Genomic DNA, 24265 nt, shown 5'->3' on the forward strand with positions numbered 1-24265 from the left:
GACGGGCCCGTAGCCAACCGGCTACGGGCCCGTGATCGCGCTTGTCAGCCCGCGACCCGGCGCGCGCCGAAGTAGTCGCTGCCGCCGCCGTCGATCGTGTCGGTCTTCACCGGCACGCCGAAGGTCGACGCGTGGACGATCCGGCCGCCGCCGATGTACATGGCGACGTGGTGGATGCTGCCCGCGCTGCTGCCGTAGAAGACCAGGTCGCCCGCCTTGAGCTCGCTGCGGGAGACGGGCACGCCGACGCCGAACTGGGCGCGGCTGGACCGCGGCAGGGACACGCCCGCCTCGCGGTAGGCGTACACCATCAGGCCGGAGCAGTCGAAGGTGTTCGGGCCCTCGGCGCCCCACTCGTACATGTCGCCGCGCTGGGCGAGGGCGGTGTTCATCGCGATGCCCGCCGCGCCGGGCGGGGCGATGTAGACGCCGGTGTCCGCGGGGCCGCGCAGCTCGGCGTTCTCCTCGGCGGTCAGCCGCTGGCGGGCGGCGTCGACCTCCTCGATCTGCTTCTGCAGCTCGTCGCGCTTCTTGGTGATGTCCGCGGTGAGCTTCTCGGCGTCGGCCTTGGCCTTGGCGGCGCGCTTCTGGCCGTCCTCGGCCTGCCTGCGGGCCTCCTCTGCGGTGGTGACCGCGGAGGTGTAGGCCGAGAGGGCCTGCTCGCTGTCGGCGGCGAGCACCGAGAGCGCGGAGGCGCGCTCCAGGAAGTCGTCGGGCGAGTCGCCGGTCAGCAGGGCGGAGATCTTGTTGAACCGGGCGCCCTGGAACGAGGCGCTGGCGAGGTCGTCGACCTGGCCGCGGAAGGCCTCCTCCTGGGCGCGCGCCTTCTTCTCCAGCTCCTTGGCGGCGGCGACGTCCTTGGTGGCCTTGTCGTAGTCGGCCTTCCTGGCCTTGAGGTCGTCCTGGGCCTTGAGCAGGTCCTCGTTGACGGTCGCGGCCTGCTCGCTGAGCTTCTTGTACTGCTCGACGGCCTCGGATGCGGTTGTGGGGGGCTGTGCCATGGCCGGTGAGGGGGAGAAGCTCACCACCGCGACGACAGCCGTGACGCCCATGGCGCCCTTCAGGGCTCTCTTGAGTCGATGCGACGCCACGTCGCGCGTACTCCTTCGTCCTCTGACCGCCACGCCGGCTGGCGCCGACCGCGGGGGACCGGTCCGACCCTCGTGGGGTCGAGCGGGGCGGCGATTCCGCGTCGTCGCCTCGGGGTTGGTGACGGGAAGCCGCGAAATCTCGGACAGGTTACGAAACGTGAGCCATGGCGTCCACCGACCGTGCCGTGAACGCCGGGAGATTCGCGCCGAACCCCCATCAGAGCAGTGCCGACTCCACACTGTGATGAGCGCAACAGCCCTGTTCACCCGATCGGTGAACCGCTCACCGATCGACCACGACCGCTCGGCGCGGCGTGGAATTCACCCGGGCGTGTCGGGATTCAGGCGGACTTCTCCACCAGCGCCAGCCGCAGCCGGGGGATCATGCCCGCGGCCGCCAACGCCGCGATCGCCGCGCGCTCGGCCTGATCGAATTCGACGCTGGGCGGAACGCCCAGCAACACGCTGACCACGCAGTCGCCGCACGCGTCCTCGACGCGGGCGACGCACCGATCACAGTCGATGATCACGATTACACCCCTTTCCCGCTCGTCGAAGATCACGCTAGAGCGGACCACCGACAATTCAGCCGGTGTATTCCCAGTGCCAGGGCTCCTCGCGGCCGCCGCCCGGCCGCGCCCACGCCGGATTCGACCAGCCGAAGCGGGGGCCGTTGGCGGCGAGCCAGCGGTATTCCGGCGAGGTGAAGGACTGGATTCCGCCGCAGAGATCGACCGCGAGTCCCCAGCCGTGATTACTGGTCCCCGGCACGGCGGCGAGCGCGGGTTTCTCGCCGTAGAGACGCACTTGCGCGGCAAAAGTGCGATAGGAGTCGGTGATGCACAGCGGCCTGCCGAAGGCGGCGGAGAACGCCTCGGCCATGGCCCGGTAGGACATCGCCGCGTCGCACCGCAGCGCGTGCGCGCCCACCCCGATCCGACACAGCGCGGCGGGCGGGATCAGCCCGTTCGGGTAGCCGCCCCACGCGCCCGCGGCCTCCCCCGGACCGCGCGGCGGGAGCTGGACGCTGCCGCAGCGCCAGGCGAGCCCGCCGGGCTCGGCCGAGGGCACCGGCCGGGCCGGACGCGGCCCGAGCGCGGGCCGGGCCACGCCCACGACGGTGTCCGGGCCGGGCAGGTCGGTGACCACGACCCCGGCGAGGCGCGCGTCCGCGGCGAGCATCGTGCGCCCGTCCAGCACGACGCCGACGGACTGGACGCCGAGCCGGGTCGGCCCGATGAACACGACGTCGCCGGGCTGGGCGTCGGCGGCGGGCACCGGGGCGAGGGTGGCGAACTGCTCGCCGATCGCCGAGGGCACCGACCCGAACGCCGCCTTGACGAGCCCGTCGCAGGAGTAGGCGACCGGCCCCTCCCCCTTGGCGGGCACGTACGGCTTGCCGAGCGCGCCGATCGCGGTGTCCACGGCGGCGATCGTCTCCGCGGGCAGCACGAGCAGCCGCTCACCGCCGGTCAGCACCGCCTCGGCGACTCCCGCCTGCGGTCCGTCCCGACCCGGCAGCGCGCGCAGGCCGGGCGGCAGCCGGGCGGGGTCGCGCAGCGCGGCGGCGGGCGGCGGCGTGATGCCCGCCTCGGCGAGCCGGGCGGTGTAGGCGCGCCAGTTCGCCGCGGTGCGCTCGTTGCGCTCCCGCTGTGCGCGCTGCGCGGCGACCACGGCGGCGTCGGTCTCGGCGATGCGCCCGCGCATCTCGCTCGACACCGCGGCCGCCCGGTTGGTGGCGTCGGCCGTGCGTCGGTCCAGGTCGGCCTTGCGCTGGGCGGCGGTGTCCTGGGCGTCGGCAGCGGCGCGCTCGGCGGCGGCCGCCGCCTCCTGGCGGTCGAGCGCCGCGGTGAGCGTGGCGTCGGTGTCCGCGCGCATCCGCTCGACCATGGCGCTGCCCTGCAGGAAGTCGGCGGGCCCGTCGACGGTCAGCAGCACGTGCAGCCCGCCGGGGCGCGCCTGCGTGGCCAGCAGGGCGGCGGCGAACTCGTCGACCTCGGCCTGCCGGGCGGCCACGACCTCGTCGGCCGCGGCGCGCTCGGCGCGGGCGGCGTCGGCGGCCCGCGTCGCCGTGCCCAGCTCGACCGCGGCCGCCTCGACCAGCCCGGACAGGTCGGCGAGCTCGCGCTGCACGTCCGTCGCGGTGCGCTGGAGGGCGGCCACTGCCGGGTCGGCGAACGCCTCGCCCGGGCGCGGGTCGGGCACCGGCGCGCCCGGCCCGGTCCCGGCTTCCGGGCGCGGCGGCTCGCTCTGCTGAGCGGCCGCCACCGGCTGAGTCAGCAACGACGACACCGCGACCAGCGCGGCCAGCACCCGGAACAGCATCGACCTGGACAACGACGGGGTCCGCCGCTCAGATGCGGCCGAGCCGGGCCAGCAGCACCGCGGACGGCACCGGATGGGCGCCGCGCCTGCGCACCGAGTCCGCCACCGCGCGGTCGGACGTGGCGACCACGACCGGGCGGCCCTCCGGCTCCGCGGTGACCAGCGCGCGGATCACGTCGTCGGCGAGCACGCCGGGATCGCTGAACAGCACCCGCACGCCCCGGGGCGCCGCGACCGGGACGGCGACCACGCCCGCGCCGTCGAAGACCAGCGTCACCTCGGCGGACGTGCGCGCGGCCAGCGCGGCGAGCTGGCGCACGAGCCGGTCGCGCTGGTCGGCGAGGGACAGCTCGGGATAGCCGGTCTTGGTGACGTTGTAGCCGTCGACGACCAGGTGCACCGACGGCAGCGCCAGCAGCCGGTCCAGCGCGGCCGGGTCCTCCACCCGCCCGGCGACGCCCTGCGCCGCCGTCGCGCCGCGCACGAGGTCGGCCGGGCGCGGGCCGCCGCCGCCCAGGGCCAGCTCGCGGCGCAGGCCGGTGACGGCCCCGTCGAGGGTGTCGACCAGCAGCGCCAGCCGCACCTCGTCGGCCTGGCGGGCCTCGCGCGCGGACTGCCGGGCGATCTCGGCGTCGGCCTCGGCGCGCTCGGCGCGGGCGCGCTCGTGCTCGACCCGCTCGCGCTCGCGGTCGCGCTGCTCGACCACGGCGGCCAGCTCGGCGTCGACCCGGGCGCGCAGCCGCGCCATCTCGGCATCGGCGGCCGCGGCGGCGTCCTTGGCCTCGCGCAGCTTGACGCCCTGCTCGCGCAGGCGCTTGCGCAGCCGCTCCAGCTCGGCCTCGCTCTCGGCCCTGACCCGGTCGGCCGCCCCGGCCGAGTCGTCGAGCAGCGCCTGCACGCGGGCCAGCTCGGCCTCGGCCTTGCGCAGCTTCGCCACGGCCGCGTCGCGCTCGGTGCGCAGGGCGGAGTCGGTGACGCGGCGGCCGATCAGCTCGACGTAGTGCACCGCGGAGTCCTCGCCGAGCAGCACGGCGGCCGCCGCCGCGGCCACCGGGTCGGCGCCGCCGACGTCGAGCGCGGCGGGCCGGTGCTCCCTGGCCCAGTTGACCACCGCCGTGCGGAAGGCGGGCAGGTCGCGCAGGGCGGCGATGAGCGCGCCCGCGCCCAGCCGGGCCCGCTTGGCGGGCGCGAACCGGGCCACCGCGCGCAGCGACTGCGGGACGTCCACGGCGGGCAGCGCGCCGACCGCCTCCGCGGCGATCTCGGCCAGCCTGCCCCTGACCGGCTCCGGCAGCCCGGTCCAGTCCACAGTGGAGCCGCGGACCCCGGCGTCGGGGTCCGCGCTGGCCTGCGGGTCGGCGGGCGGAGCCATTTCTCCAGATTAGTCTGGGCCGGTAACGACGCAGTGTGCGCACCATGCCGTTTCTGTCAGTGCCGTGATCTAGCTTCGAGCCGATGACTGGGCAGCTGACCTTCGACGAGCTGGGCACGCCGCTGCGCGAGACCACGTTCGTGGTGTTCGACCTGGAGACCACCGGCGGCAGCCACGAGACCGACGCCATCACCGAGTTCGGCGCGGTCAAGGTCCGCGGCGGCGAGGTGCTCGGCGAGTTCGCCACCCTGGTCGATCCCGAGCGCGGCATCCCGCCGGAGGTCGTCGCGCTGACCGGCATCACCGAGGTCATGGTCTCCTCGGCGCCCCGGCTCGACACGGTGCTGCCCGCGTTCCTGGAGTTCGCCGCCGGGTCGGTCCTGGTCGCGCACAACGCGGGGTTCGACGTGGGCTTCGTCAAGGCCGCGTGCGCCCGCCTCGGCTACCCGTGGCCCAAGCCGACCGTGGTGTGCACGGTGAAGCTCGGCAGGCGGGTGCTGAGCCGGGAGGAGGCGCCGAGCTGCAGGCTGTCCGCCCTGGCCACGCTGTTCCGGGCCGAGACCGTCCCGATCCACCGCGCCCTCGCCGACGCGCGCGCGACCGTCGACGTCCTGCACGGCCTGCTGGAGCGGGTCGGGTCGCTGGGCGTGCAGTCGCTGGAGGAGCTGCTGGGCTACCTGCCGGAGGTCACCGACGCCCAGCGCCGCAAGCGCACGCTGGCCGAGGACCTGCCGCACGAGCCCGGCGTGTACCTGTTCCGCGGTCCCTCGGAGGAGGTGCTGTACGTCGGCACGGCCGTCGACCTGCGGCGTCGCGTCCGGCAGTACTTCACCGCGGGCGAGACGCGCCGCCGCCTGCGCGAGATGGTGGCCCTCGCGGTCCGGGTGGACCACGTGACGTGCGCGCACTCGCTGGAGGCCGAGGTGCGCGAGCTGCGGCTGATCTCCGCGCACAAGCCCGCGTACAACCGCCGCTCCAAGAACCCCCACAACGGCTGGTGGGTCGCGCTGACCGACGAGCCGTTCCCCCGGCTGTCCCTGGTCCGCGGGCCCCGGGACGGCGCGCTGGGGCCCCTGCGCAGCCGCGCGCTGGCCGAGGACGCCATGCACGCCCTGCAGCAGGCCACCGGCATCCGCCCCTGCACGGTCCGCATCCCGGCCCGCTCCCCCTCGGCGACCCCGTGCGCGCTGGCCGAGCTCGGCCGCTGCGGCGCGCCCTGCTCAGGCGCGCAGACCGCCGCCCAGTACGCCCCGGCCGTCGCGGGCGTCACCGGCCTGGTCGCGGGCGCGCTCACCGACCCGCTGCGGCTGCTGGAGACCCGCCTGCTCGACCTCTCGGCCGCCCAGCGCTACGAGGAGGCGCGCACCGACCGCGACCGCATGAGCACACTCATCCGCGCCCTGGACCGCGGCCAGCGCCTGGCGGCCCTGGCGCGGATCGCCGAGCTGGTCGCCGCCCGCCCGGACGGCGCGGGCGGCTGGGAGTTCGCGGTCGTCCGCCACGGCCGACTGGCCTCAGCGGGCGTCGCCCAGCGCGGGGTTCCGCCGATGCCCGTGGTCGAGCAGCTGGTGGCCAGCGCCGAGACGGTCTTCACCGGAGACGGCCCCCTGCACGGCGCGCCCCCCGAGGAGGTCGCGGTGATCCTGCGCTGGCTGGACCGCCCGGGCACCCGCCTGGTCCGCACCTCCACCCCGTGGTCGGAACCCGCTTACGCCGCCGCGAGCTGGCGGCACTGGCTGGAACGCGCCGACCACGCCCGCTCCCGGCTCGGCCACTGGGGGAAGTGAGCGGCGGCTAGTCGTCGCCGATGGCGAAGGCGGCCTCGGTGTCGCGGCTGGAGTACGAGCGGAAGGCGATGTGGGTGTCGGTGTCGAGCACGCCCTGCACCCGCCCGATCCGGCCCGGCACCAGCTCGGCCAGGGTCTCGTGGTCCCTGACGCGGACCATGGCGATCAGGTCGACGTCGCCTGCGCAGGAGTAGACCTCGGTCACCCCGTCGATGTCGGCGATCGCCTGGGCCGTCTCGGGGATGCGGTCCGTGGCGGCGTAGATGAGCACGATCGCCGTGATCATGGGCTCGGTCCTCCAAAGTCTCGGTCCGACAACCCTAAACCCCGCTACCCTGTGCGCGTGCAGACCCCGGACGAGTGGCTCGCCGACTTCGAGCGCAAGGTCGCCGACCTCCAGCAGAAGGCCACCGAGTTCAAGCGGGACCTGGAGTCCGCGGGCAGCACGCAGACCTCCGAGGACCGCACCGTCACCGTCACCGTCGCCCCCAACGGCGCGCTGCTGGACCTGCGGCTCGACGACGCCGCGACCGCCAGGCCCGCCGCCGAGCTGGCCGCGGAGATCCTGCGCACCGCGCGCAAGGCCCGCCAGGCCGCCGCGACGACCGTCGCCGAGGCCTTCGTCCCGCTGGGCGGGGACCGCGCCATCGTGCAGCGCGTGGACGACGAGCCCGAGGAGAAACCGCCCGCCGCCCCGAAGGGGCCGGAGTCCGAGGACTACAGCGAGACCACCCGCGTCTTCGACGAGGACAAGTGGTGATCGGCGACCGGCGGTGAGCTAGAACCGACCGGCGAACAGCAGCCGCGCCACCTCGGACGTCGTCTCCCGGCCCTCGTCGTAGCCGCCCTCGCCGCGCAGGTCGTTGAGGATCACGACGGTGTAGCGCTCGGCGGGCCCGACGAAGCCGATGCTGTTCATCACCCAGCCGGTGTCCTCCTCGGCCCAGCCGTTCTTGGCCCCCGGCCGCGCGCCCGGGCCCGCGGCCCACACGCCCCACTGCTGGTTGGGCGCCACCGTGCGCATCCGGTCGACCAGGTACGCCCGGTCCTCCGCCGCCAGCCCGCCCAGGACGTGCGCCAGCAGCCGGTCGAGGTCATCGGCGGTGCACTTCTGGAAGCCCCAGTACGGGAACACCCGCCCGTACCCCGGCTGCGGCCGCAGCGTCACCAGCCCCAGGCCGGGGAAGTGGGCGTTGAACAGCCTGTGGTCGTCCCCGGAGTACCGCATCCACAGGTCCGTGGCGGCCTTGTCGTCGGAGTCGAACAGCATGGCGTCCATGTCGGCCCGGTCGCCGGCGGTGAGCTCGATCTCCCCGGACCGGTGCCGGACCAGCAGGTCGGCCGCCATCGCCAGCTTGATCGTCGACGCCGTCCAGACCATGTCGCCCGCGTGCTCGTTGCGCCACACGACGTCCCGCTCGCGGTCGCGCACCACCAGCGCCGTCGCGCCCGGCCGGTCGGCGGCGTAGCGCCTGGCCTGGTCGAAGCGCCGCTGGAAGTCGCAGTCGAACCCCGACTCGGGGTACGGACAGGCCTCTGCGCTCTGCACTGCGGGAGCCTCCACGGGGGTCGACGGGGTGGTTCCACAGGCGGTCAGCAGCACCAGCGCCGCCGCCCAGGCCCGTCTCATCACGCCGGACACGCTATCGCGGCGAGGGGCGGCACCCGGGTCGGGTGCCGCCCCTCGTGGCGATCAGAGTTCCTTGCTCGGGTCCCTGGTCGGCGCGGTGTGCCTGCCGGTCTCCGTCGAGCCCGCCTCCAGCTCGCCGGAGGCGCCGTGGCCCAGCTGGGCCGCGCGGGCCCTGGCCAGGGCCGCGGTCTCCTCCGGCGGGTCCGGGGTGAGCCACGAGCCCTGCACCGGCTCGCCAGCCGAGCCCAGCTTGTTCATCTTCTTGGGCACCGGGGCGCCCTGGTACTCCAGCGGGATCGGGTGGCCGTGGTCGTCCACCGGGCCGAGCGGCTGGTGCACCTCGATGAACTCGCCGTGCGGGAGGCGCTTGATGATGCCGGTCTCCACGCCGTGCTCCAGCACCTCGCGGTCCGAGCGCTGCAGGCCCAGGCAGATGCGGTAGGTGATGTAGTACGCCAGCGGCGGCAGCACCAGCAGGCCGATGCGGCCCATCCAGGTGGTCGCGTTCAGCGAGATGAAGAACTTCTCCGCCAGCACGTCGTTGGCCGCCGACAGCAGCGACACCATGAAGTAGGTGATCGCCATGACGCCGAGGCTCGTGCGGACGGGGACGTCACGCGGGCGCTGCAGCAGGTTGTGGTGCGCGTAGTCCTTGGTGAACCTGCGCTCGATCCACGGGTAGACCGCCGCGACACCGGTCAGCAGGGGCAGGCCCAGCATGAACGGGAAGAACGACGCCGGGATCGTGTAGTTCCCGAGGTAGACCTCCCACGCTGGCCAGAGCCGGATGAGGCCGTCCGTCCAGCCCATGTACCAGTCGGGCACGGTGCCCGCGGAGATGTGCGCGGCGTTGAACGGGCCGAAGTTCCAGATGGGGTTGATCTGGAACAGCCCGCCCAGCAGCGCGCAGACCGCGACGACGACGGCGAAGAAGCCACCGGCCTTGACCGCGAACACCGGCATGATCCGCACGCCGACGACGTTGGTCTCCTTGCGGCCCACGCCCGGGAACTGCGTGTGCTTCTGGTACCAGACCAGCGCCAGGTGCACACCGATCAGCGCCAGGATGATGCCCGGCAGCAGCAGGATGTGCAGCGTGTAGAGGCGCGGGACGATCTCGGTGCCCGGGAACTCCGAGCCGAACAGCAGCCAGTGCGTCCAGGTGCCGATGACCGGGATGGTCAGGATCAGGCCGGACATGATCCGCAGACCGGCGCCGGAGAGCAGGTCGTCGGGCAGCGAGTAGCCGGAGAAGCCCTCCAGCGCGCCGAGCATGAACAGCAGGACGCCGATGACCCAGTTGACCTCGCGCGGGCGCCGGAACGCGCCGGTGAAGAACACCCGGAACATGTGCGTGACCAGCGCGGCCATGAACAGCAGGGCCGCCCAGTGGTGCATTTGGCGGGCGAACAGGCCGCCGCGCACCTCGAAGGTGATCTGCAGCGCTGACTCGTACGCCCGCGACATCTCCAGGCCGCGCAGCGGGACGAACTCGCCCTGGTAGACGACCTCGACCATGGACGGGTCGAAGAACAGCGCCAGGTAGGTGCCCGTCAGCAGCAGCACGATGAAGCTGTAGAGCGCGATCTCGCCGAGCAGGAAGGACCAGTGCGTCGGGAAGACCTTGTTCATCTGGCGGCGCAGGCCGCCCGCCATGTGGTACCGGTCGTCGGCCCACTTGGCTGCCCCGCCCGCGGCGCGGGCGGCCATCGACCGGGGCTTCGTGGGAGTTGTGATCGCACTCATGACTTCCGCTCCCAGAACGCGGGCCCGATGGGCTCGATGAAATCGCTCTTGGCGTAAAGGTAGCCCGTCTCCTCATCGAGGGCGATGGGCAGCTGCGCCAGCTTGCGGGTGGCCGGGCCGAAGATCGGCTTGGCGTACTGCAGCGCGTCGAACTGCGACTGGTGGCACGGGCACAGGATGCGGTTGGTGCGCTGCTCGTAGAGCGACGTCGGGCATCCCAGGTGGCTGCAGATCTTCGAGTAGGCGTAGAAGTCGCCGTAGTTGAAGTCCTCCTGGCCCTTGTGCTTGACCACCTTGGCCGCGTCCTCGGGCCGCAGGCGGATCAGCATGACCGGGTTGTCCGAGCGCTTGAGCGCCATGGACAGCGCGTGGTGGTCGTCGCGCTCGGACTCGCGGAACGGGAAGACCGTCTCCATCGCGCCAGCGTCGAGGTCACCGGGCTGCACCAGGACGACCTCGTGCGGGTTGCCGGTGGCGCGGCGCAGGTAGACCCGCTCGCCGTTGGTCTCCTGCCAGCCGGTGTGCCACAGCGACTCCTTGCCGTCGCTGTCGGCCCACGGGTCGCGGACCAGGCCGCCGATGGCGAACACGCCGAGGCCGAGGCCCATGACCCCGGCGCCTGCGCCGAGCGTCGCCTTGATCATCGGGCGGCGGGTGATGGTGCTGCGGTTCCCGGCGTCGGCCAGCTCGGCCACGATCGTGGCCTTGTCCAGCTCGGACGAGCCGCCGTCGTGGCGCTGCTGCACCGCGAGCTCGTGCGGGATGAACTTCTTGGTGTACATCAGCACGCCCACGCCGATGCCCAGGATGCACAGGCCCAGGGTGGCGCCCAGCATCGGCGTGTAGAGCAGGTACATCGTGTGGCCGGGCTCGTTGTACGCGGCGTACTCGGCGGGCCAGAAGAGGTACACGGCGACGAAGGCCAGGCCCGCGAGCGCGGCGATGCCGAACCAGAGCGCGACCAGCCGCTCGGCCCGCTTCTCCGCGCGGGTGCCCTTGACCGGCCACGGGTCCGGGTACTCGACGAGCTCGACGCCGTCGAGCTTGGCGCCGAGGCGGACCAGGTCGTCGCGGGACATCTCGGCGAGGTCGGCCTCGGAAGGCAGCTCGTCGGGGTTCTTGGCGCTCATGCTTTCGCCCCAATCCACAGGGTGATGCCCACCAGCGCGGCGATGCCCACGATGAACGCGATCAGACCCTCGGACTGGGGGCCAAGACCGCCGAGCGCGTTGCCGCCGGGGTTGTTGTTGCCGTCGGTGACCGACTTGACGAAGGCGATGATGTCCTTCTTCTCCTCGGGCGAGAGCTGCCGGTCGGAGAACTTGGGCATGTTCTGCGGGCCGGTCAGCATGGCCGCGTAGATCTGCTCCTCGGTGACGCCGTCCAGCGTCGGGGCGTACTTGCCCGAGGACAGCGCGCCGCCGCGGCCGGTGAAGTTGTGACAGGAGGCGCAGTTCAGCCGGAACAGGTCGCCGCCGCGCGCGGGGTTGTCGCCGACCAGCTGGGCGCCGACGCCCTCGGGCATGACGACCCCGCCGCCCTTGGACTGCACGAACGCCATCAGCGCGTCGATCTCGTCCGGCGACAGCTTCGGGGGCTTGCGCTCGGCCTGGGCCTCCTGGCGCACCATCGGCATGCGGCCGGTGGAGGTCTGGAAGTACACCGCCGCCTCGCCGATGCCGATCAGCGCGGGACCGCGGTCCTCGACGCCCTCGAGGTTCGCGCCGTGGCAGGAGATGCAGGTGCGGTTGTAGATCAGCTCGCCCTTGCGCAGCAGCGCGGGGTCCGCCTGCGCCTGCGCGACCGGGGGCTCGGGCGCCAGCGCGGTGTAGAGCAGCCCGACCGACAACAGGGCGAAGGACAGGGCGAGGAAGCCCGCCACCCGCCTGTGCAGCTTCGTCCGGCTGCGGAGTTTGTTGATCATTTAGCGGCAACCCTTGCTGTCAGTTCGGCGAAGCTGTGGTGGGAGCGCGGGGTCATCACGGCACCAGGTAGATGACCGCGAACAGACCGATCCAGACGATGTCGACGAAGTGCCAGTAGTACGACACGACGATCGCCGAGGTGGCCTGCGCGGGGGTGAACTTGCTCAGCCGCGTGCGGATGAGCAGGTACACGAACGCGACGAGCCCGCCGATCACGTGCAGACCGTGGAAGCCGGTGGTCAGGTAGAAGACCGTGCCGTAGGCCCCGGACGGGATCGTCACGCCCTCCTGCACCAGCTGCACGTACTCGTACGCCTGCCCGCCGACGAAGATCGCCCCCATGACCAGCGTCAGGATGTACCACCGGCGCAGGCCGAACACGTCGCCCCGCTCGGCGGCGAACACGCCGAGCTGGCAGGTGAACGACGACGCGACCAGGATGATCGTGAACGGCAGCGCGTACGGCAGGTTCAGGTGGATCGGCTCGCCGGTCGACTCCAGGATCGGCGGCCACACACCGCTGGTGTTCTGCGCCTTGACCGTGAAGAACATCGCGAACAGTCCGGCGAAGAACATCAGCTCGCTCGACAGCCACACGATGGTGCCGACGCTGACCATGTTTGGCCGGTTCAGCGAGTGGATGCGCTGTCCGATGGAGGGGGCTGCTGCTGTCACGCGACGCATTATGTCCTGCGGGTAGGTACTGCGCCCGGTCGGGTCGTGCGTGCATCCGGTCACACTGCTGTTGATCACCTAATGGGTGCCGAACTGGGGATTCCCGACCGCTTGGCCGAGTGGTTAATAAGCACGGAATGAGGGGCGGGAGGGCTTGGTTCGGGTCATGGTGAGCCCGATAACATCGGCACGCCCGACCTGCCAAGTGGAGGACGCCATGACCGCGCAGCCCCTGAAGATCCTGGTGTTCAGCCACCGTCCCGAGGTGCGCGAGACGATCGTCACAGCCGTCGGGCGCCGTCCGGCCGCCGACATCGGCCGGGTGGTGTACGTCGAGGTCGGCACGGTCGCCGAGGTCCTGATGGCGATGGACTCCGGCGAGATCGACCTGGCCATCCTCGACGGGGAGGCCCAGCCCACCGGCGGCATCGGCCTGTCCCGCCAGCTCAAGAACGAGATCACCGACTGCCCGCCGATCGTCATCGCGGTGCGCCGCAAGGACGACCGCTGGCTGGCCACCTGGTCGCAGGCCGACGCGGTCGTGGTGCACCCGCTCGACCCGCTGACCGCCGCCGAGACCGTCGCCGACGTCCTGCGCACCAAGCGCCTGCCCGCCCTGCGGGGGTGAGCCCGGTGACCAGGACCTGGCCCGGCCTGCTCGGCCGCCTGATCGACCGGGAGGACCTCGCCGCGGAGGACACGACCTGGGCGATGGACCAGATCATGTCCGGGGAGGCCACCCCCTCGCAGATCGCGGGCTTCGCCGTGGCGCTGCGCGCCAAGGGCGAGACGCCCGCCGAGATCGCGGGCATGGCCGAGGGCATGCTCGCCCACGCGCGCCGGGTGGAGGACGTGCCCGACGCCGTCGACGTGGTCGGCACGGGTGGCGATCAAGCCCACACTGTGAACATCTCCACGATGAGCGCCCTGGTCACGGCCGCCGCCGGGGTCCCGGTGGTCAAGCACGGCAACCGGGCGGCCTCGTCCAAGTGCGGCACAGCGGACGTCCTGGAGACGCTGGGCGTGGCGATCGAGCTGAGCCCGGCCGCGGTGTCGGAATGCGTGCGCGAGGTCGGCATCGGCTTCTGCTTCGCCGCCGCCTTCCACCCCGCCCTGCGCTTCGCCGGTCCGACCCGGGCCCAGCTCGGCATCCCCACGGCGTTCAACATCCTGGGCCCGCTGACCAACCCAGCCCAGCCCCGCGCGGGCCTCATCGGCTGCGCCAACGCCCGCCTGGCCCCCGTCATCGCGGGCGTCTTCGCCGGGCGCGGCGCGAGCGTGCTCGTGGTCCGCGGCGACGACAACCTCGACGAGATCACCACCACGACCACCACGAAGGTGTGGGCCGTCTCGGGCGGGACGGTCCGCGAGGACGTCATCGACCCGGCCCGCCTGGCCATCACCCCGGCCGCGCCGGAGGACCTGCGCGGCGGCGACGCGGAGTTCAACGCCGCGGTCGTCCGCGACCTGGTGGCGGGCAAGCCGGGCCCGGTGCGCGAGGCCGTGGTGCTCAACGCCGCGGGCGCCATCGCGGCGTTCACCGGCCTGTCGGACGACCTGCACGCCGACCTCACGGCGGCGCACGGGCGCGCGGCCGAGGCCATCGACACCGGCGCGGCGGCTGCCCTCCTGGACCGCTGGATCAGCGTGTCCCGGCGGTTGGCCGCATAGCCGACCGGGGGCGTCCGATGGGGTGTCGACCCCATCGGACGCCGCCCGCCGGTCAGGTGACTCACGCGACCCGCTGCCGGCTGATCTGTCGATGGCCGGTGTCTGGTAGGGGCTGACTGTCGGGATCAGCCCGCTGGTGGCCGGCAGCGGCAGCCAGCACGATCGGCGGTCCGCGGTCCTTCCCGACGACCTCACCGGCAGCGCCACCCGCCGCCGCGCGGCGACGACCGGACAGGTCAGTCGGCCTGGGGTTCTGCCACCAGGCAATTGACCCGGTGTCGCAGCCGTGGCCGCCCAGCGCGCATCGCCAGCATCCGGGCGCGCATGTCTGCCAAGCACCGCCGCGCGCCCGCTGAGCAATCCGGCGGGCGCGCGGCCGGGGCAGGCTGTGCGGGTCCGGCCCCGGGCCGGTCGCCGGTCAGCCGGTGAAGGCCTCCGGGTTGAGCAGGTTGCGCGGCCGGGAGCCTGCCAGTCCTGCGGCCAGGTTCTGCACGGCCAGCAGGCCCATCGCCTCGCGGGTGCCCACGGTCGCGCTGCCCAGGTGCGGCAGGAGCGTGACCGAGTCCAGGTCGAGCAGTTCGGCCTCGACCTCGGGCTCCCGCTCGAACACGTCGAGCCCGGCGGCGAAGATCTCCCCCGCCCGCAGCGCCTGGGCCAGCGCGAGCTCGTCCACGACCGGACCCCGCGAGGTGTTCACCAGCACCGCGGAGGACTTCATGCGGGCGAACGCCTCGGCCCCGAAGAGGTGGCGGGTGTCGGGCGTGAGCGGGCAGTGCACCGAGACGACGTCGGACTCGGCGAGCAGGTCGTCGAACGACCGCCAAGTGGCGCCCAGGGGCTCGGCGACCTCCGGCGGCAGCGGGCGCGAGTTGTGGTAGACGACCCGCATCCCGAACCCCAGCGCCCGCCGCGCGGTCGCCTGGCCGATCCGGCCGCAGCCGACGATGCCCAGGACGCGCCCGTGCAGGTCGTGCCCGAGCATCATGCGCGGGTCCCAGATCCACGGCGTCTTGGCGCGCAGGAACCGGTCGCCCTCGGCCACCCGCCGCACGCAGGCCAGGATCAGCGCCCAGGCCAGGTCGGCGGTGGCCTCGGTCAGCACGTCCGGCGTGTTCGTCACCAGCACGCCCCGCCGGGTGCACTCGGGGATGTCGATGTTGTCGACGCCGACCGCGTGGTTCGCGACGATCCGCAGGTCAGGCCCTGCGGCGTCCAGCAGTTCGGCGTCGATCCGCTCGGTGAGCACGGTCAGCAGGCCCCGCACACCGGCGACCCGGGTCAGCAGCTCCGCGCGCGGCATCGCCGTCGGCGGGCCGGTGTAGACCTCGACGGTCCCCAGGCCGTCGAGCGCGGCCATCGCCGCGTCCACCATCCGGCGCGTCACCAGCACGTCAGGCACGGGTCACCTCCGCGGCCAGGTCGGCGAACGCGCCGAGCGCGGCCTTGATGTTGTCGGTCGAGTTGGCGTAGGAGAACCGAAGATAGCCCTTGCCGTACTCGCCGAACGCCGTCCCGGGCAGCACCGCGACCCCGGCCTCGTTCAGCAGCCGGTCCGCCAGCTCCCCCTCCGGCAGCCCCAGCCCGGTGACGTTGGGGAACGCGTAGAACGCCCCGCCCGGCCGCACGCACGACACGCCGGGGATCGCGTTCAGCCCGTCCACCACGACCTCGGCCCGCTCAGCGAACGCCGCCCGCATCCGGTCGACGTCGTCGGTCGGGCCCGTCAACGCCGCGATCGCCGCATACTGGCTGAACGCCGAGGTGCACGACACCGAGTTGATGACCAGCCTGCTCACCGGCTCCACCAGCTCGGTCGGGAAGACGCCGTAGCCGAGCCGCCACCCGGTCATGGCGTAGGTCTTCGACCAGCCGTCGAGCAGGATCGTCCGCTCCGCCATGCCCGGCACGTCCAGCACGCTGTGGTGGTCGCCGCCGTAGCGCAGCGCCCAGTACACCTCGTCGGACAGCACCGTCAGGTCGTGCCGGATCGCGATCTCGGCGATGGCCTCCACCTGGGCCCGGTCCAGCGCGCTGCCGCACGGGTTGTGCGGCGAGTTCAGGATCAGCAGCTTGGTGCGCGGCGTGACCAGCGCGGCCAGCTCGTCCGGGTCGACGGTGAACCCGTTCGACTCGCGCAGCGGCACCGGCACCGGCCGCGCGCCCGCGAACGCGGCGATGGAGGCGTACATCGGGAAGCCCGGGTCCGGGTACAGCACCTCGTCGCCCTCCTCGCACAGCGCGAGGATCGCGAAGAACATGATCGGCTTGGCGCCCGGCGTCACGATCACCCGGTCCGGCGACGCGGTCATCCGCCCGTCGCGCTCCAGCGCGGCGCTGACGGCCGCGCGCAGCTCCGGGATGCCCGGCGCGGGCACGTAGTGGGTCATCCCCCGGTCCAGCGCCTCGCGCGCGGCCCGCGCGATGTGCGCGGGGGTGTCGAAGTCCGGTTCGCCGATCTCCAGGTGGATCACCGGCGCGCCGGTCGCCTCCAGCGCCCTGGCCTTGGCCAGCACCTCGAACGCGGACTCGGTGCCGAGGCGGTCCATGCGACTGGCGAGCTTCACGAGCGGCTCCCTCTTCGTCTGGCCGCGCGGGATCGCCGGGCGGCCGTGGTCCGGGTACCCGCGATCGTGCCGCTCCCGCGGTCGTCCCGGGGTCGGCCGGGAACACCGCCGCCGCGGACCGCGCGGGCACGGAAGTCCTTCCGCCCATCGAGCCTTGCACGAAAAGATCGCTGGTCAAAGCCGCGAATAAAGTGAAAAGACCGCCGCCTCGCAGTCGAGGCGGCGGTCTTCGTCGGAAGAATCGGGTCAGTCGTGGTCGGGCCGGGTGTGGTACTCGAACACCAGCCCGCCGACGGCCATCAGCACCAGGACGCCCGCGATCACCATCAGCCACACCTGCCAGAACGCCATGGCGAAGCCCATCAGCGCCGCGGAGGCGGCCAGGCCGACCGGCCAGTAGCTGCCCGGGCTGAAGAAGCCCAGCTCGCCCGCGCCGTCGCTGATCTCGGCGTCCGGGTTGTCCTCGGGGCGCTGCTTGAGCCGCCGGGCGATGAAGTGGAAGTACGAGCCGATGATCAGCGACAGACCACCGGTCAGGATCAGCGCGACCGTGCCGACCGGCTCCTGCGCCCACAGCCCGTAGACGATGGCCGAGAGGAAGAAGAAGCCCGTGGTGACGTCGAACAGCCTGGCTTCGACCTTCATAGCTGCAGTCCTTTGGGTGAGAGCTTAGGAACCCGACGCTTCACGCGCGGTGCGGTCGGTGTCGAACGGCTTGGTGGTCACCGCGTGCGGGGTGCACAGGTCGCCGCAGTCGATCTCGGCGAGCGCCTCGGCCGCGGTGTAGCCCTTGCCGGTGGCCGGGTTGACCGTGGTGCGCAGGTCCATGTACTGGTCGAAGATCTCGGGGGTGACGACGCGGACCTCGAAGTTCATCACCGCGTGGTAGGTGCCGCACAGCTCGGCGCAGCGGCCGACGAACGAGCCGGTCTGGTCGATCCGGTTCTGGAAGTCCCAGTCCTGGTTGTTCTTGTCCGGGTGCGGGAAGACGTCCCGCTTGAACAGGAAGTCCGGCACGAAGAACGAGTGGATGACGTCGGTGGAGCGCAGCCGGTACTCGATCACCCGGTCGTTGGGCAGCACCAGCAGCGGGATCTCGGCCGACGAGCCGATCGTGCGCACGGTGTCGTCGCCGGGAGCGGCGGGCTCCTGCTCGACGCCCGCGGTGTCCTTGTAGGAGACGTAGTCGAACTCCCAGTTCCACTGGAAGGCGACGACGTCGACCACCACGTCGGGGTCGTCGGTCTCGGCCTGAACGTAGTTCTGGGTGGTCGCGGTGAAGTAGAACAGCACCACCACGATGATCACCGGGAGACCGGTGTAGATGATCTCCAGGAAGTGGTTGTACTGGAACTGCTTCGGCAGCCTGTCCCCGCGCTTGCGGTGGGCGACCACCGGCCACAGGATCAGCGCCCAGGTGATGACGCCGATGATGAGCGCGGCGACGACCGACCATGTCCAGAACACGCGCATCGAGTCGGCCTGCGGCGTGATGCCCTCGGGCCAGCCGAAGCGCAGGACCTCGTTGGCCGAGCAGCCGGTGGCCAGGACAGCGACCACGGCGACCAGGCAGGCCAGCCTCGCCGCCCGTGCCGTGCGGTTCCCGGGCCGATCGGCCCCGGTGGCCTGGGGTGTGCCCACTGCGCGATCCTCCTCGACACGATGAATCCTCGCTTCCCGGCGCGCGGCGGAACACGGGCCTGGGAGCACCCGGAGCCTAGCCCAGCGACAGGGGCCACACCCGGGGAGGGTGATCGGAGCTACTTCCCAGTCTGGCCTGGTGACCTGGGCCACGCGCGGTGGGCGCGGGCGGTCGGCGGGCGGCCCGGGCGCGACCGGCATACTGGCCTCTCCCCCGCTGACACACGAGAGGTGCGCGAGTAGCCGTGTGCGGTCTCCTTGGCCTGATCTGTCCCTCCGACATGGACGCCGCAGCGGCCCGGTCGGCCGTCGGCGCGGCCATGCGGTGCCAGCGGCACCGGGGCCCGGACGAGAGCGGCACCTGGACCGGCGGTGAGGCCGTGTTCGGCTTCAACCGGCTGTCGATGATCGACATCGAGCACTCCCACCAGCCGCTGCTGTGGGGCCCGCCGGAGACGCCGCAGCGCTACACGCTGCTGTTCAACGGCGAGATCTACAACTACCTCGAGCTGCGCGCCGAGCTGACCGCCAAGTTCGGCGCGGTCTTCCACACCGACGGCGACTCCGAGACGATCGTCGCGGCCTACCACTACCTCGGCGAGGCCGCGGTGTCCCGGCTGCGCGGCATGTTCGCGTTCCTGATCTGGGACAACCACCGCCAGGTCCTCTTCGGCGCGCGCGACCCGTTCGGCATCAAGCCGCTGTTCTACGCCGTGGGCCCGGGCGGCGCGGCCTTCGCCAGCGAGAAGAAGTCGCTGCTGGAGCTGGCCCCCGTGCTGGGCGTCAAGCTGGAGATGGACAAGCGGGCCCTGCAGCACTACCTGACGCTGCAGTACGTGCCCGAGCCCGCGACCCTGCACAGCGCGGTGCACCGCATCGAGTCGGGGACGTCGTTCACGCTCACGCCGGGTGAGGAGCCGAAGAAGCGCCGCTACTTCACCCCGCGCTTCGCCCCGCGCCCGGTCGGCGGCCCGGCCGACGCGGAGAAGCTGTACCAGCGCATCGCCGACGTGATGAGCGACTCGGTCCGCATGCACATGCGCGCGGACGTGACGGTCGGCTCGTTCCTCTCCGGCGGCATCGACTCCACCGCGATCGCCGCGCTGGCCAAGCAGCACAACCCGGACCTGATCACCTTCACCACCGGCTTCGAGCGCCAGGGCTACTCCGAGGTCGACGTGGCCGCCGAGTCCGCCGCGGCGCTCGGCGTCAAGCACGTGGTCCGGACGGTCTCCGCGCCGGAGATGATGGAGGCCCTCCCGCTGATCGTCTGGTACCTCGACGACCCGGTGGCCGACCCGGCGCTGGTGCCGCTGTGGTTCATCGCCCGGGAGGCCCGCAAGCACGTCAAGGTCGTGCTGTCCGGCGAGGGCGCCGACGAGCTGTTCGGCGGCTACACGATCTACCGCGAGCCGCTGTCGCTCGCCCCGTTCGAGCGGGTCCCCGGCTCGCTGCGCAAGCTGATGGGGAAGGTCTCGGCGAAGATCCCCGAGGGCACCCGGGGCAAGGACCTGCTGCGCCGCGGCTCGCTGTCGCTGGAGGACCGCTACTACGGCAACGCCCGCATCTTCCGCGACGACCAGCTCGCCCCGGTGCTGCGCACGTTCGACCCGGCGATCGGCCACCGCGACCTCACCGCGGGCCCGTACCGCGAGTCGGCGGGCTGGGACCCGGTGACCCGCATGCAGCACGTGGACCTCTACACGTGGCTGCGGGGCGACATCCTGGTCAAGGCCGACAAGATGACCATGGCCAACTCCCTGGAGCTGCGCGTCCCGTTCCTGGACCCGGAGGTCTTCGCCGTCGCCGCGCAGGTCCCGCTCGACCAGAAGATCACCCGCGAGACGACGAAGTTCGCCCTGCGCCAGGCCCTGCGCCGCGTGGTGCCCGCGCACGTGCTCAACCGCCGCAAGCTCGGCTTCCCCGTCCCGATCCGGCTGTGGCTGCGCGACGAGATGTACGACTGGGCGCGCACCATCATCCTGGACTCCGAGACCGACGCCCTGCTCGACAAGAACGCCGTCATGCGGCTGCTGGAGGAGCACCGCACGGGCAACCTCGACCACAGCCGCCGCATCTGGGCGCTGCTGGTCTTCATGCTCTGGCACGGCATCTTCATCGAGCGCCGCATCCGCCCGGTGGTGCCGGAGCCGCACTACCCGGTCAAGATCTGATCCCGGCGCTAGCCCGAGAACAGGTCCGCCGTACGCGACTTCGGCGGTCTGCGTGCCTGAGCACGCATGCCGCCGACCTCGTGTCCCGAGGGAGCTACCCGGTCAGGATCTGATCGGCGACGAGGGCGTCGAGGGAGATGCCGAGAGCGCCTGCCAGGGCGGCCACGGTGAAGAACGCCGGGGTGGGGACGCGGCCGCTCTCGATCTTGCGGAGCGTCTCCACCGGCACCCTCGCCTCGGCGGCGACCTCGGTCATGCTGCGCGGGCCCCGGGCCTCGCGGAGCATGCGGCCGAGGCGTTCGCCGCGCTCGCGCTCTTGGGCCGTCAGCGGTGGTCGCACCATGACCGTCGATTGTACGGCCGGTTGACCGGGATAGGAATACCGGTATTGTTATCCCTATGATCGAGCTGAAGACCCCGGCGGAGATCTCCGCCATGCGCGCGGCGGGCGCGGTCGTGGCGGCAGCGCTGGCCGCTGTGCGCGCCGCCGCCACCGTGGGCACGACCCTGCTGGAACTCGACGACGTGGCCAGGGGCGTGCTGGCGGCGCACGGGGCGGGCTCGTCGTTCCTGGGCTACCGGCCGCAGTTCGCGCCGACGCCGTTCCCCGCGGTGCTGTGCACCTCGCTCAACGACGCCATCGTGCACGGCATCCCGGACAGGACCCGGCTGAGCGACGGCGACCTGCTCAGCATCGACTTCGGCGCGCACGTCGACGGCTGGCACGGCGACGCGGCGATGTCCTTCGTCGTCGGCACGCCCGACCCGACCGACACCGCCCTGGTCGAGGCGTCGGAGCGGGCGCTGGCCGCCGGGATCGCCGCGGCCGTGCCCGGCAACCGCATGGGCGACATCGCCCACGCCATCGGCGTCGTCGCCCGCGAGGCCGGCTACGGCATCCCGCCGGACTTCGGCGGCCACGGCATCGGCCGCGCCATGCACGAGTCCCCGTCCGTGCCCAACGAGGGCGACCCGGGACGCGGCATGCGGCTGCGGGAAGGGCTCGTGCTCGCGATCGAGCCGATGGTCCACAAAGGCGGGAGGGACCCGTACTACGTCGACGACGACGGCTGGACCCTGCGCACCCGCGACGGCAGCCGCGCCGCCCACTCCGAGCACACCGTCGCCATCACCGCAGACGGCCCGGTGATCCTCACCGCGTGAGCCCGGACGATCGCGTCCGTGCGGGTGGAGCCGACGGCGCGGTAGTACGGCAGCACCGCCGTCAGGGTGTCCTCCGCGTCCCGCCGCGCCCCGGCCCTGGCCTGGGCGCCGAGGAGCGCGGCGAGGTGCAGGTAGCGGCGGCGCACCTGGTCGGCGGGCACCAGCTCGGCGGCGGCGTGGAACAGGTCGGCCGCGCGCGCCCAGTCGCCCGCGTGCCCGTGGACCATCGCCTCGTGCCAGGCCAGCTCGGGGTCGTCGATCCACCACGTCCACGCCGGGTCGTCGTCCCGGACGCCGTCGAGGTAGCGGGACCGCACCCGGGCGAACAGCCGGGGCGCGTCCCGGTCGCCCGCCAGCGCCCGCGCGCGGGCCTCGCGGAGCCGGAACAACGCCTCCAGCCGCGGTGAGAGCGGGCCGGAGAGCACCTGTCCGATGATGTCCAGCGCCGCGCGCGGCCTGCCGACATACCCGGCGTGCAGGGCCATGTTCTGCAGGGTGAGCAGTTCGACAGCGCGGTCACCGGCCCGCCGCGACAGCCGCAGCGCCGCCCGGTTGACCCGCTCGGCCAGCCGGTGCCTGCCCGCGTCGAACAGCAGCCACCCGGTCACCTCGCCCAGCTCGCCCGCCGCAGCCATGGCGTCGCGGCCGTGGACGGGGGCGGACCGGAACGCGCGCAGCGCCCGGGCGGCGGTGCGGTCGCCCCCGACTCGGGCGTCGAGGGCGACCAGCGCGCGGATGGTCTCGCGGACCTCCACCTAGCCCGGCAGGATCGGCGCGATCTCGTCGGCCGCGTCCTGGCCGTACGCGCCCGCGATGCGGGTCAGCGCGGTGGCCTTGTCGAAGGTCCACTCCTGGGTGCCGACAGTCTCCAGCACCAGCACGGCGATCAGCGAGCCCAGCTGCGCGGACCGCTCCAGGCCGAGACCCTGGGTGACGCCTGCGATGAAGCCCGCGCGGAAGCCGTCGCCGACGCCCGTCGGGTCGGCCTTGGCCGTCTCCGGGACCGCGCCGACGTGGATGCTGGTGCCGTCGGCGGAGACGATCTCCACGCCCTTCTCGCCCAGCGTCGTGATCCGCAGGCCGACCCGGGACATGACGTCGGACTCGGTCCAGCCGGTCTTCTGGCGCAGCAGCTCCCACTCGTAGTCGTTGCTGAACAGGTAGTCGGCACCGTCGACGAACGAGCGGATCGCGGCTCCGTCCATGCGGGCCATCTGCTGCGAGGGGTCCACCGCGAAGCGGTAGCCGCGCTGGCGGCACTCCTCGGCGTGGCGGACCATGCCCTCCGGGTCGTCCGGGCTGATCAGCACCAGGTCGAGCCCGCCTGCGTGGTCGGCGACCGGGGCCAGCTCGATATTGCGCGACTCGGCCATCGCGCCGGCGTAGAACGAGGCGATCTGGCACATGTCGTCGTCGGTGGTGCAGACGAAGCGCGCGGTGTGGGCGACCTCGGAGACGTGCACGCCCGCGCAGTCGACGCCGTGGCGCTCCAGCCAGGCGCGGTAGTCGGCGAAGTCGGCGCCCACCGCCCCGACCAGCACCGGCGCGCACCCCAGCACGCCCATGCCGAAGGCGATGTTGGCGCCGATCCCGCCACGGCGGACCACGAGGTCGTCGACCAGGAAGCTCAGCGACACCCGGTGCAGCTGCTCGGCGACCAACTGGTCGGCGAACCTGCCGGGGAAGTGCATGAGGTGGTCGGTTGCGATGCTTCCGCTGACGGCAACGGGCACGAGGCGCTCCCTGTCTCGGGCTGGTCGTCTGCTGGGGCGACCACCCGCCGGGGTGGCCTTCGATCACTGTTCGACACTACCGGGGCGTACGCCTATCACCAGCCGTGCGAACGTGCTTAGTGTGCCGGAATGAGCACTCTGGAACCGGAGAACATCGGCGAGTTGATCGCCGACTGCGCGGCCATCCCCGCAGCCCTCACCGAGGCAGGCGTCGCCGAGGCGGCCGGGCCGCACGCGCCGTGGGCGGTCGACGAGCGGTGCGCGGCCCAGGTCGAGGGCATGGAGTCCTACATCTGAGCACGCGAGAAGGGCCGTGACGTGGCGTCACGGCCCTTCTCGGTCGGGGTCAGTTGAAGGAGTCCCCGCAGGCGCAGGAGCCGGTGGCCTGCGGGTTGTCGATCGTGAAGCCCTGCTTCTCGATCGTGTCGACGAAGTCGATGACCGCGCCCTGGACGTACGGCGCGCTCATGCGGTCGACGGCCACCTTCAGGCCGCCGAAGTCCTTCATCAGGTCGCCGTCCAGCGTGCGCTCGTCGAAGAAGAGCTGGTAGCGCAGACCCGCGCACCCGCCGGGCTGCACCGCGATGCGCAGGTGCATGTCGTCGCGGCCCTCCTGGTCGAGCAGGGCCTTGGCCTTGGTGGCGGCGGCGTCGGTCAGCTCGACACCGTGGGTGGCGTCCTCGGTGCTGTTCTGCTGAGCGGTCGTCATCGTTCTCCCTCGGACAGGTCCGGTACACCCGTCTTAACAGCGTACGCGCAGGCTTTGT

25 protein-coding genes are annotated in these 24265 nt (G+C 72.4%); 7 read left to right on the forward strand and 18 right to left on the reverse strand.

Translation table 11 applies throughout. From position 1 onward, the window contains the following. Window positions 1-44: 44 nt before the first annotated feature. The 4 genes from IEY98_RS33150 to IEY98_RS19135 all read right to left on the reverse strand — a co-directional run bounded on the left by IEY98_RS33150 (window position 45) and on the right by IEY98_RS19135 (window position 4788). Window positions 45-1091, reverse strand: coding sequence for a C40 family peptidase (locus IEY98_RS33150; protein WP_189211945.1), 1047 nt, complete (start codon window positions 1089-1091; stop codon window positions 45-47). A 341-nt stretch (window positions 1092-1432) separates the two neighbouring features. Then, window positions 1433-1621, reverse strand: coding sequence for a hypothetical protein (locus tag IEY98_RS19125; RefSeq protein ID WP_189211946.1), 189 nt, complete (start codon window positions 1619-1621; stop codon window positions 1433-1435). A gap of 55 nt (window positions 1622-1676) precedes the next feature. After that, window positions 1677-3428 (reverse strand): D-alanyl-D-alanine carboxypeptidase family protein, encoded by a 1752-nt coding sequence (locus IEY98_RS19130; RefSeq protein WP_229787077.1) that lies wholly within the window; start codon window positions 3426-3428, stop codon window positions 1677-1679. A gap of 16 nt (window positions 3429-3444) precedes the next feature. Further along, on the reverse strand, window positions 3445-4788 hold the full coding sequence (locus IEY98_RS19135; RefSeq protein WP_189211947.1) for an NYN domain-containing protein: 1344 nt from the start codon (window positions 4786-4788) through the stop codon (window positions 3445-3447). Between the two features lie 83 nt (window positions 4789-4871). Between IEY98_RS19135 and IEY98_RS19140 the strand changes: the two genes are divergently transcribed. Beyond that, window positions 4872-6575, forward strand: a complete 1704-nt coding sequence (locus IEY98_RS19140; protein ID WP_189211948.1) for a DEDD exonuclease domain-containing protein — start codon at window positions 4872-4874, stop codon at window positions 6573-6575. A 7-nt stretch (window positions 6576-6582) separates the two neighbouring features. On the opposite strand, the gene IEY98_RS19145 is transcribed toward IEY98_RS19140, so the two are convergent. Continuing rightward, window positions 6583-6861 carry an Lrp/AsnC family transcriptional regulator gene (locus IEY98_RS19145; protein ID WP_189211949.1) on the reverse strand — a complete coding sequence of 93 codons (279 nt, stop codon included), beginning with the start codon at window positions 6859-6861 and terminating at the stop codon, window positions 6583-6585. 57 nt (window positions 6862-6918) lie between these two features. Here IEY98_RS19145 and IEY98_RS19150 point away from each other — a divergent pair, with 57 nt between their 5' ends. Then, window positions 6919-7335 carry a YbaB/EbfC family nucleoid-associated protein gene (locus tag IEY98_RS19150; RefSeq protein ID WP_189211950.1) on the forward strand — a complete coding sequence of 139 codons (417 nt, stop codon included), beginning with the start codon at window positions 6919-6921 and terminating at the stop codon, window positions 7333-7335. An 18-nt stretch (window positions 7336-7353) separates the two neighbouring features. Here IEY98_RS19150 and IEY98_RS19155 read toward each other — a convergent pair whose 3' ends face one another. From IEY98_RS19155 to ctaE, 5 genes are all read right to left on the reverse strand, one after another. Then, window positions 7354-8205 (reverse strand): serine hydrolase, encoded by an 852-nt coding sequence (locus IEY98_RS19155; RefSeq protein WP_189212461.1) that lies wholly within the window; start codon window positions 8203-8205, stop codon window positions 7354-7356. Window positions 8206-8268: 63 nt separating this feature from the next. Then, a complete protein-coding gene (qcrB, locus tag IEY98_RS19160) occupies window positions 8269-9951 on the reverse strand; it encodes a cytochrome bc1 complex cytochrome b subunit (RefSeq protein WP_189211951.1) in 1683 nt (560 codons plus the stop codon). After that, window positions 9948-11081: a cytochrome bc1 complex Rieske iron-sulfur subunit gene (gene qcrA / locus IEY98_RS19165; protein ID WP_189211952.1), complete on the reverse strand. Its 1134-nt coding sequence runs from the start codon at window positions 11079-11081 to the stop codon at window positions 9948-9950. Before qcrA ends, qcrB begins: the two co-directional genes overlap by 4 nt. Continuing rightward, on the reverse strand, window positions 11078-11875 hold the full coding sequence (gene qcrC, locus IEY98_RS19170; RefSeq protein WP_189211953.1) for a cytochrome bc1 complex diheme cytochrome c subunit: 798 nt from the start codon (window positions 11873-11875) through the stop codon (window positions 11078-11080). The genes qcrA and qcrC overlap by 4 nt, the downstream gene beginning before the upstream one ends. Before the next feature lie 55 nt (window positions 11876-11930). After that, entirely contained in the window at window positions 11931-12560 is a 630-nt protein-coding gene (gene ctaE / locus IEY98_RS19175) for an aa3-type cytochrome oxidase subunit III (RefSeq protein ID WP_189211954.1), read from the reverse strand. Window positions 12561-12768: 208 nt separating this feature from the next. Here ctaE and IEY98_RS19180 point away from each other — a divergent pair, with 208 nt between their 5' ends. Together IEY98_RS19180 and trpD are read left to right on the forward strand one after the other, a co-directional pair. Continuing rightward, entirely contained in the window at window positions 12769-13179 is a 411-nt protein-coding gene (locus tag IEY98_RS19180) for a hypothetical protein (protein WP_189211955.1), read from the forward strand. Further along, the gene (gene trpD / locus IEY98_RS19185) at window positions 13176-14222 is read left to right on the forward strand and encodes an anthranilate phosphoribosyltransferase (protein WP_189211956.1); all 1047 of its coding nucleotides are present in this window, start codon (window positions 13176-13178) and stop codon (window positions 14220-14222) included. The genes IEY98_RS19180 and trpD overlap by 4 nt, the downstream gene beginning before the upstream one ends. A 418-nt stretch (window positions 14223-14640) precedes the next feature. Here trpD and IEY98_RS19190 read toward each other — a convergent pair whose 3' ends face one another. From IEY98_RS19190 to ctaC, 4 genes are all read right to left on the reverse strand, one after another. After that, window positions 14641-15621, reverse strand: coding sequence for a 2-hydroxyacid dehydrogenase (locus IEY98_RS19190; protein WP_189211957.1), 981 nt, complete (start codon window positions 15619-15621; stop codon window positions 14641-14643). Beyond that, window positions 15614-16786, reverse strand: a complete 1173-nt coding sequence (locus IEY98_RS19195; RefSeq protein WP_229787078.1) for a pyridoxal phosphate-dependent aminotransferase — start codon at window positions 16784-16786, stop codon at window positions 15614-15616. Before IEY98_RS19195 ends, IEY98_RS19190 begins: the two co-directional genes overlap by 8 nt. Before the next feature lie 246 nt (window positions 16787-17032). Continuing rightward, window positions 17033-17431 (reverse strand): cytochrome c oxidase subunit 4, encoded by a 399-nt coding sequence (locus tag IEY98_RS19200; protein ID WP_189211958.1) that lies wholly within the window; start codon window positions 17429-17431, stop codon window positions 17033-17035. Between the two features lie 24 nt (window positions 17432-17455). Further along, complete coding sequence (gene ctaC, locus IEY98_RS19205) at window positions 17456-18427, reverse strand: aa3-type cytochrome oxidase subunit II (RefSeq protein WP_229787079.1); 972 nt, start codon at window positions 18425-18427, stop codon at window positions 17456-17458. A 245-nt stretch (window positions 18428-18672) separates the two neighbouring features. On the opposite strand from ctaC, the gene asnB reads away from it, so the two are divergent. Continuing rightward, window positions 18673-20601, forward strand: coding sequence for an asparagine synthase (glutamine-hydrolyzing) (gene asnB, locus IEY98_RS19210; RefSeq protein WP_189211960.1), 1929 nt, complete (start codon window positions 18673-18675; stop codon window positions 20599-20601). Window positions 20602-20695: 94 nt separating this feature from the next. Here asnB and IEY98_RS19215 read toward each other — a convergent pair whose 3' ends face one another. Continuing rightward, window positions 20696-20944: a helix-turn-helix domain-containing protein gene (locus tag IEY98_RS19215; RefSeq protein ID WP_189211961.1), complete on the reverse strand. Its 249-nt coding sequence runs from the start codon at window positions 20942-20944 to the stop codon at window positions 20696-20698. A 56-nt stretch (window positions 20945-21000) separates the two neighbouring features. Between IEY98_RS19215 and map the strand changes: the two genes are divergently transcribed. Further along, entirely contained in the window at window positions 21001-21765 is a 765-nt protein-coding gene (gene map, locus IEY98_RS19220) for a type I methionyl aminopeptidase (protein ID WP_189211962.1), read from the forward strand. Here the strand turns inward: map and IEY98_RS19225 are convergent. Next, complete coding sequence (locus tag IEY98_RS19225) at window positions 21654-22520, reverse strand: NsdA family TPR-like regulatory protein (protein ID WP_189211963.1); 867 nt, start codon at window positions 22518-22520, stop codon at window positions 21654-21656. The two genes, map and IEY98_RS19225, sit on opposite strands and share 112 nt — an antisense overlap. After that, complete coding sequence (locus IEY98_RS19230) at window positions 22521-23456, reverse strand: carbohydrate kinase family protein (RefSeq protein ID WP_189212463.1); 936 nt, start codon at window positions 23454-23456, stop codon at window positions 22521-22523. Between the two features lie 171 nt (window positions 23457-23627). Here IEY98_RS19230 and IEY98_RS19235 point away from each other — a divergent pair, with 171 nt between their 5' ends. Continuing rightward, window positions 23628-23795, forward strand: coding sequence for a hypothetical protein (locus tag IEY98_RS19235; RefSeq protein WP_189211964.1), 168 nt, complete (start codon window positions 23628-23630; stop codon window positions 23793-23795). 49 nt (window positions 23796-23844) lie between these two features. Here the strand turns inward: IEY98_RS19235 and IEY98_RS19240 are convergent, their stop codons facing one another. After that, a complete protein-coding gene (locus IEY98_RS19240) occupies window positions 23845-24207 on the reverse strand; it encodes a HesB/IscA family protein (protein ID WP_189211965.1) in 363 nt (120 codons plus the stop codon). Window positions 24208-24265: the final 58 nt, after the last annotated feature.

Source organism: Actinokineospora fastidiosa, assembly GCF_014648415.1.
Taxonomy (GTDB): domain Bacteria; phylum Actinomycetota; class Actinomycetes; order Mycobacteriales; family Pseudonocardiaceae; genus Actinokineospora; species Actinokineospora fastidiosa.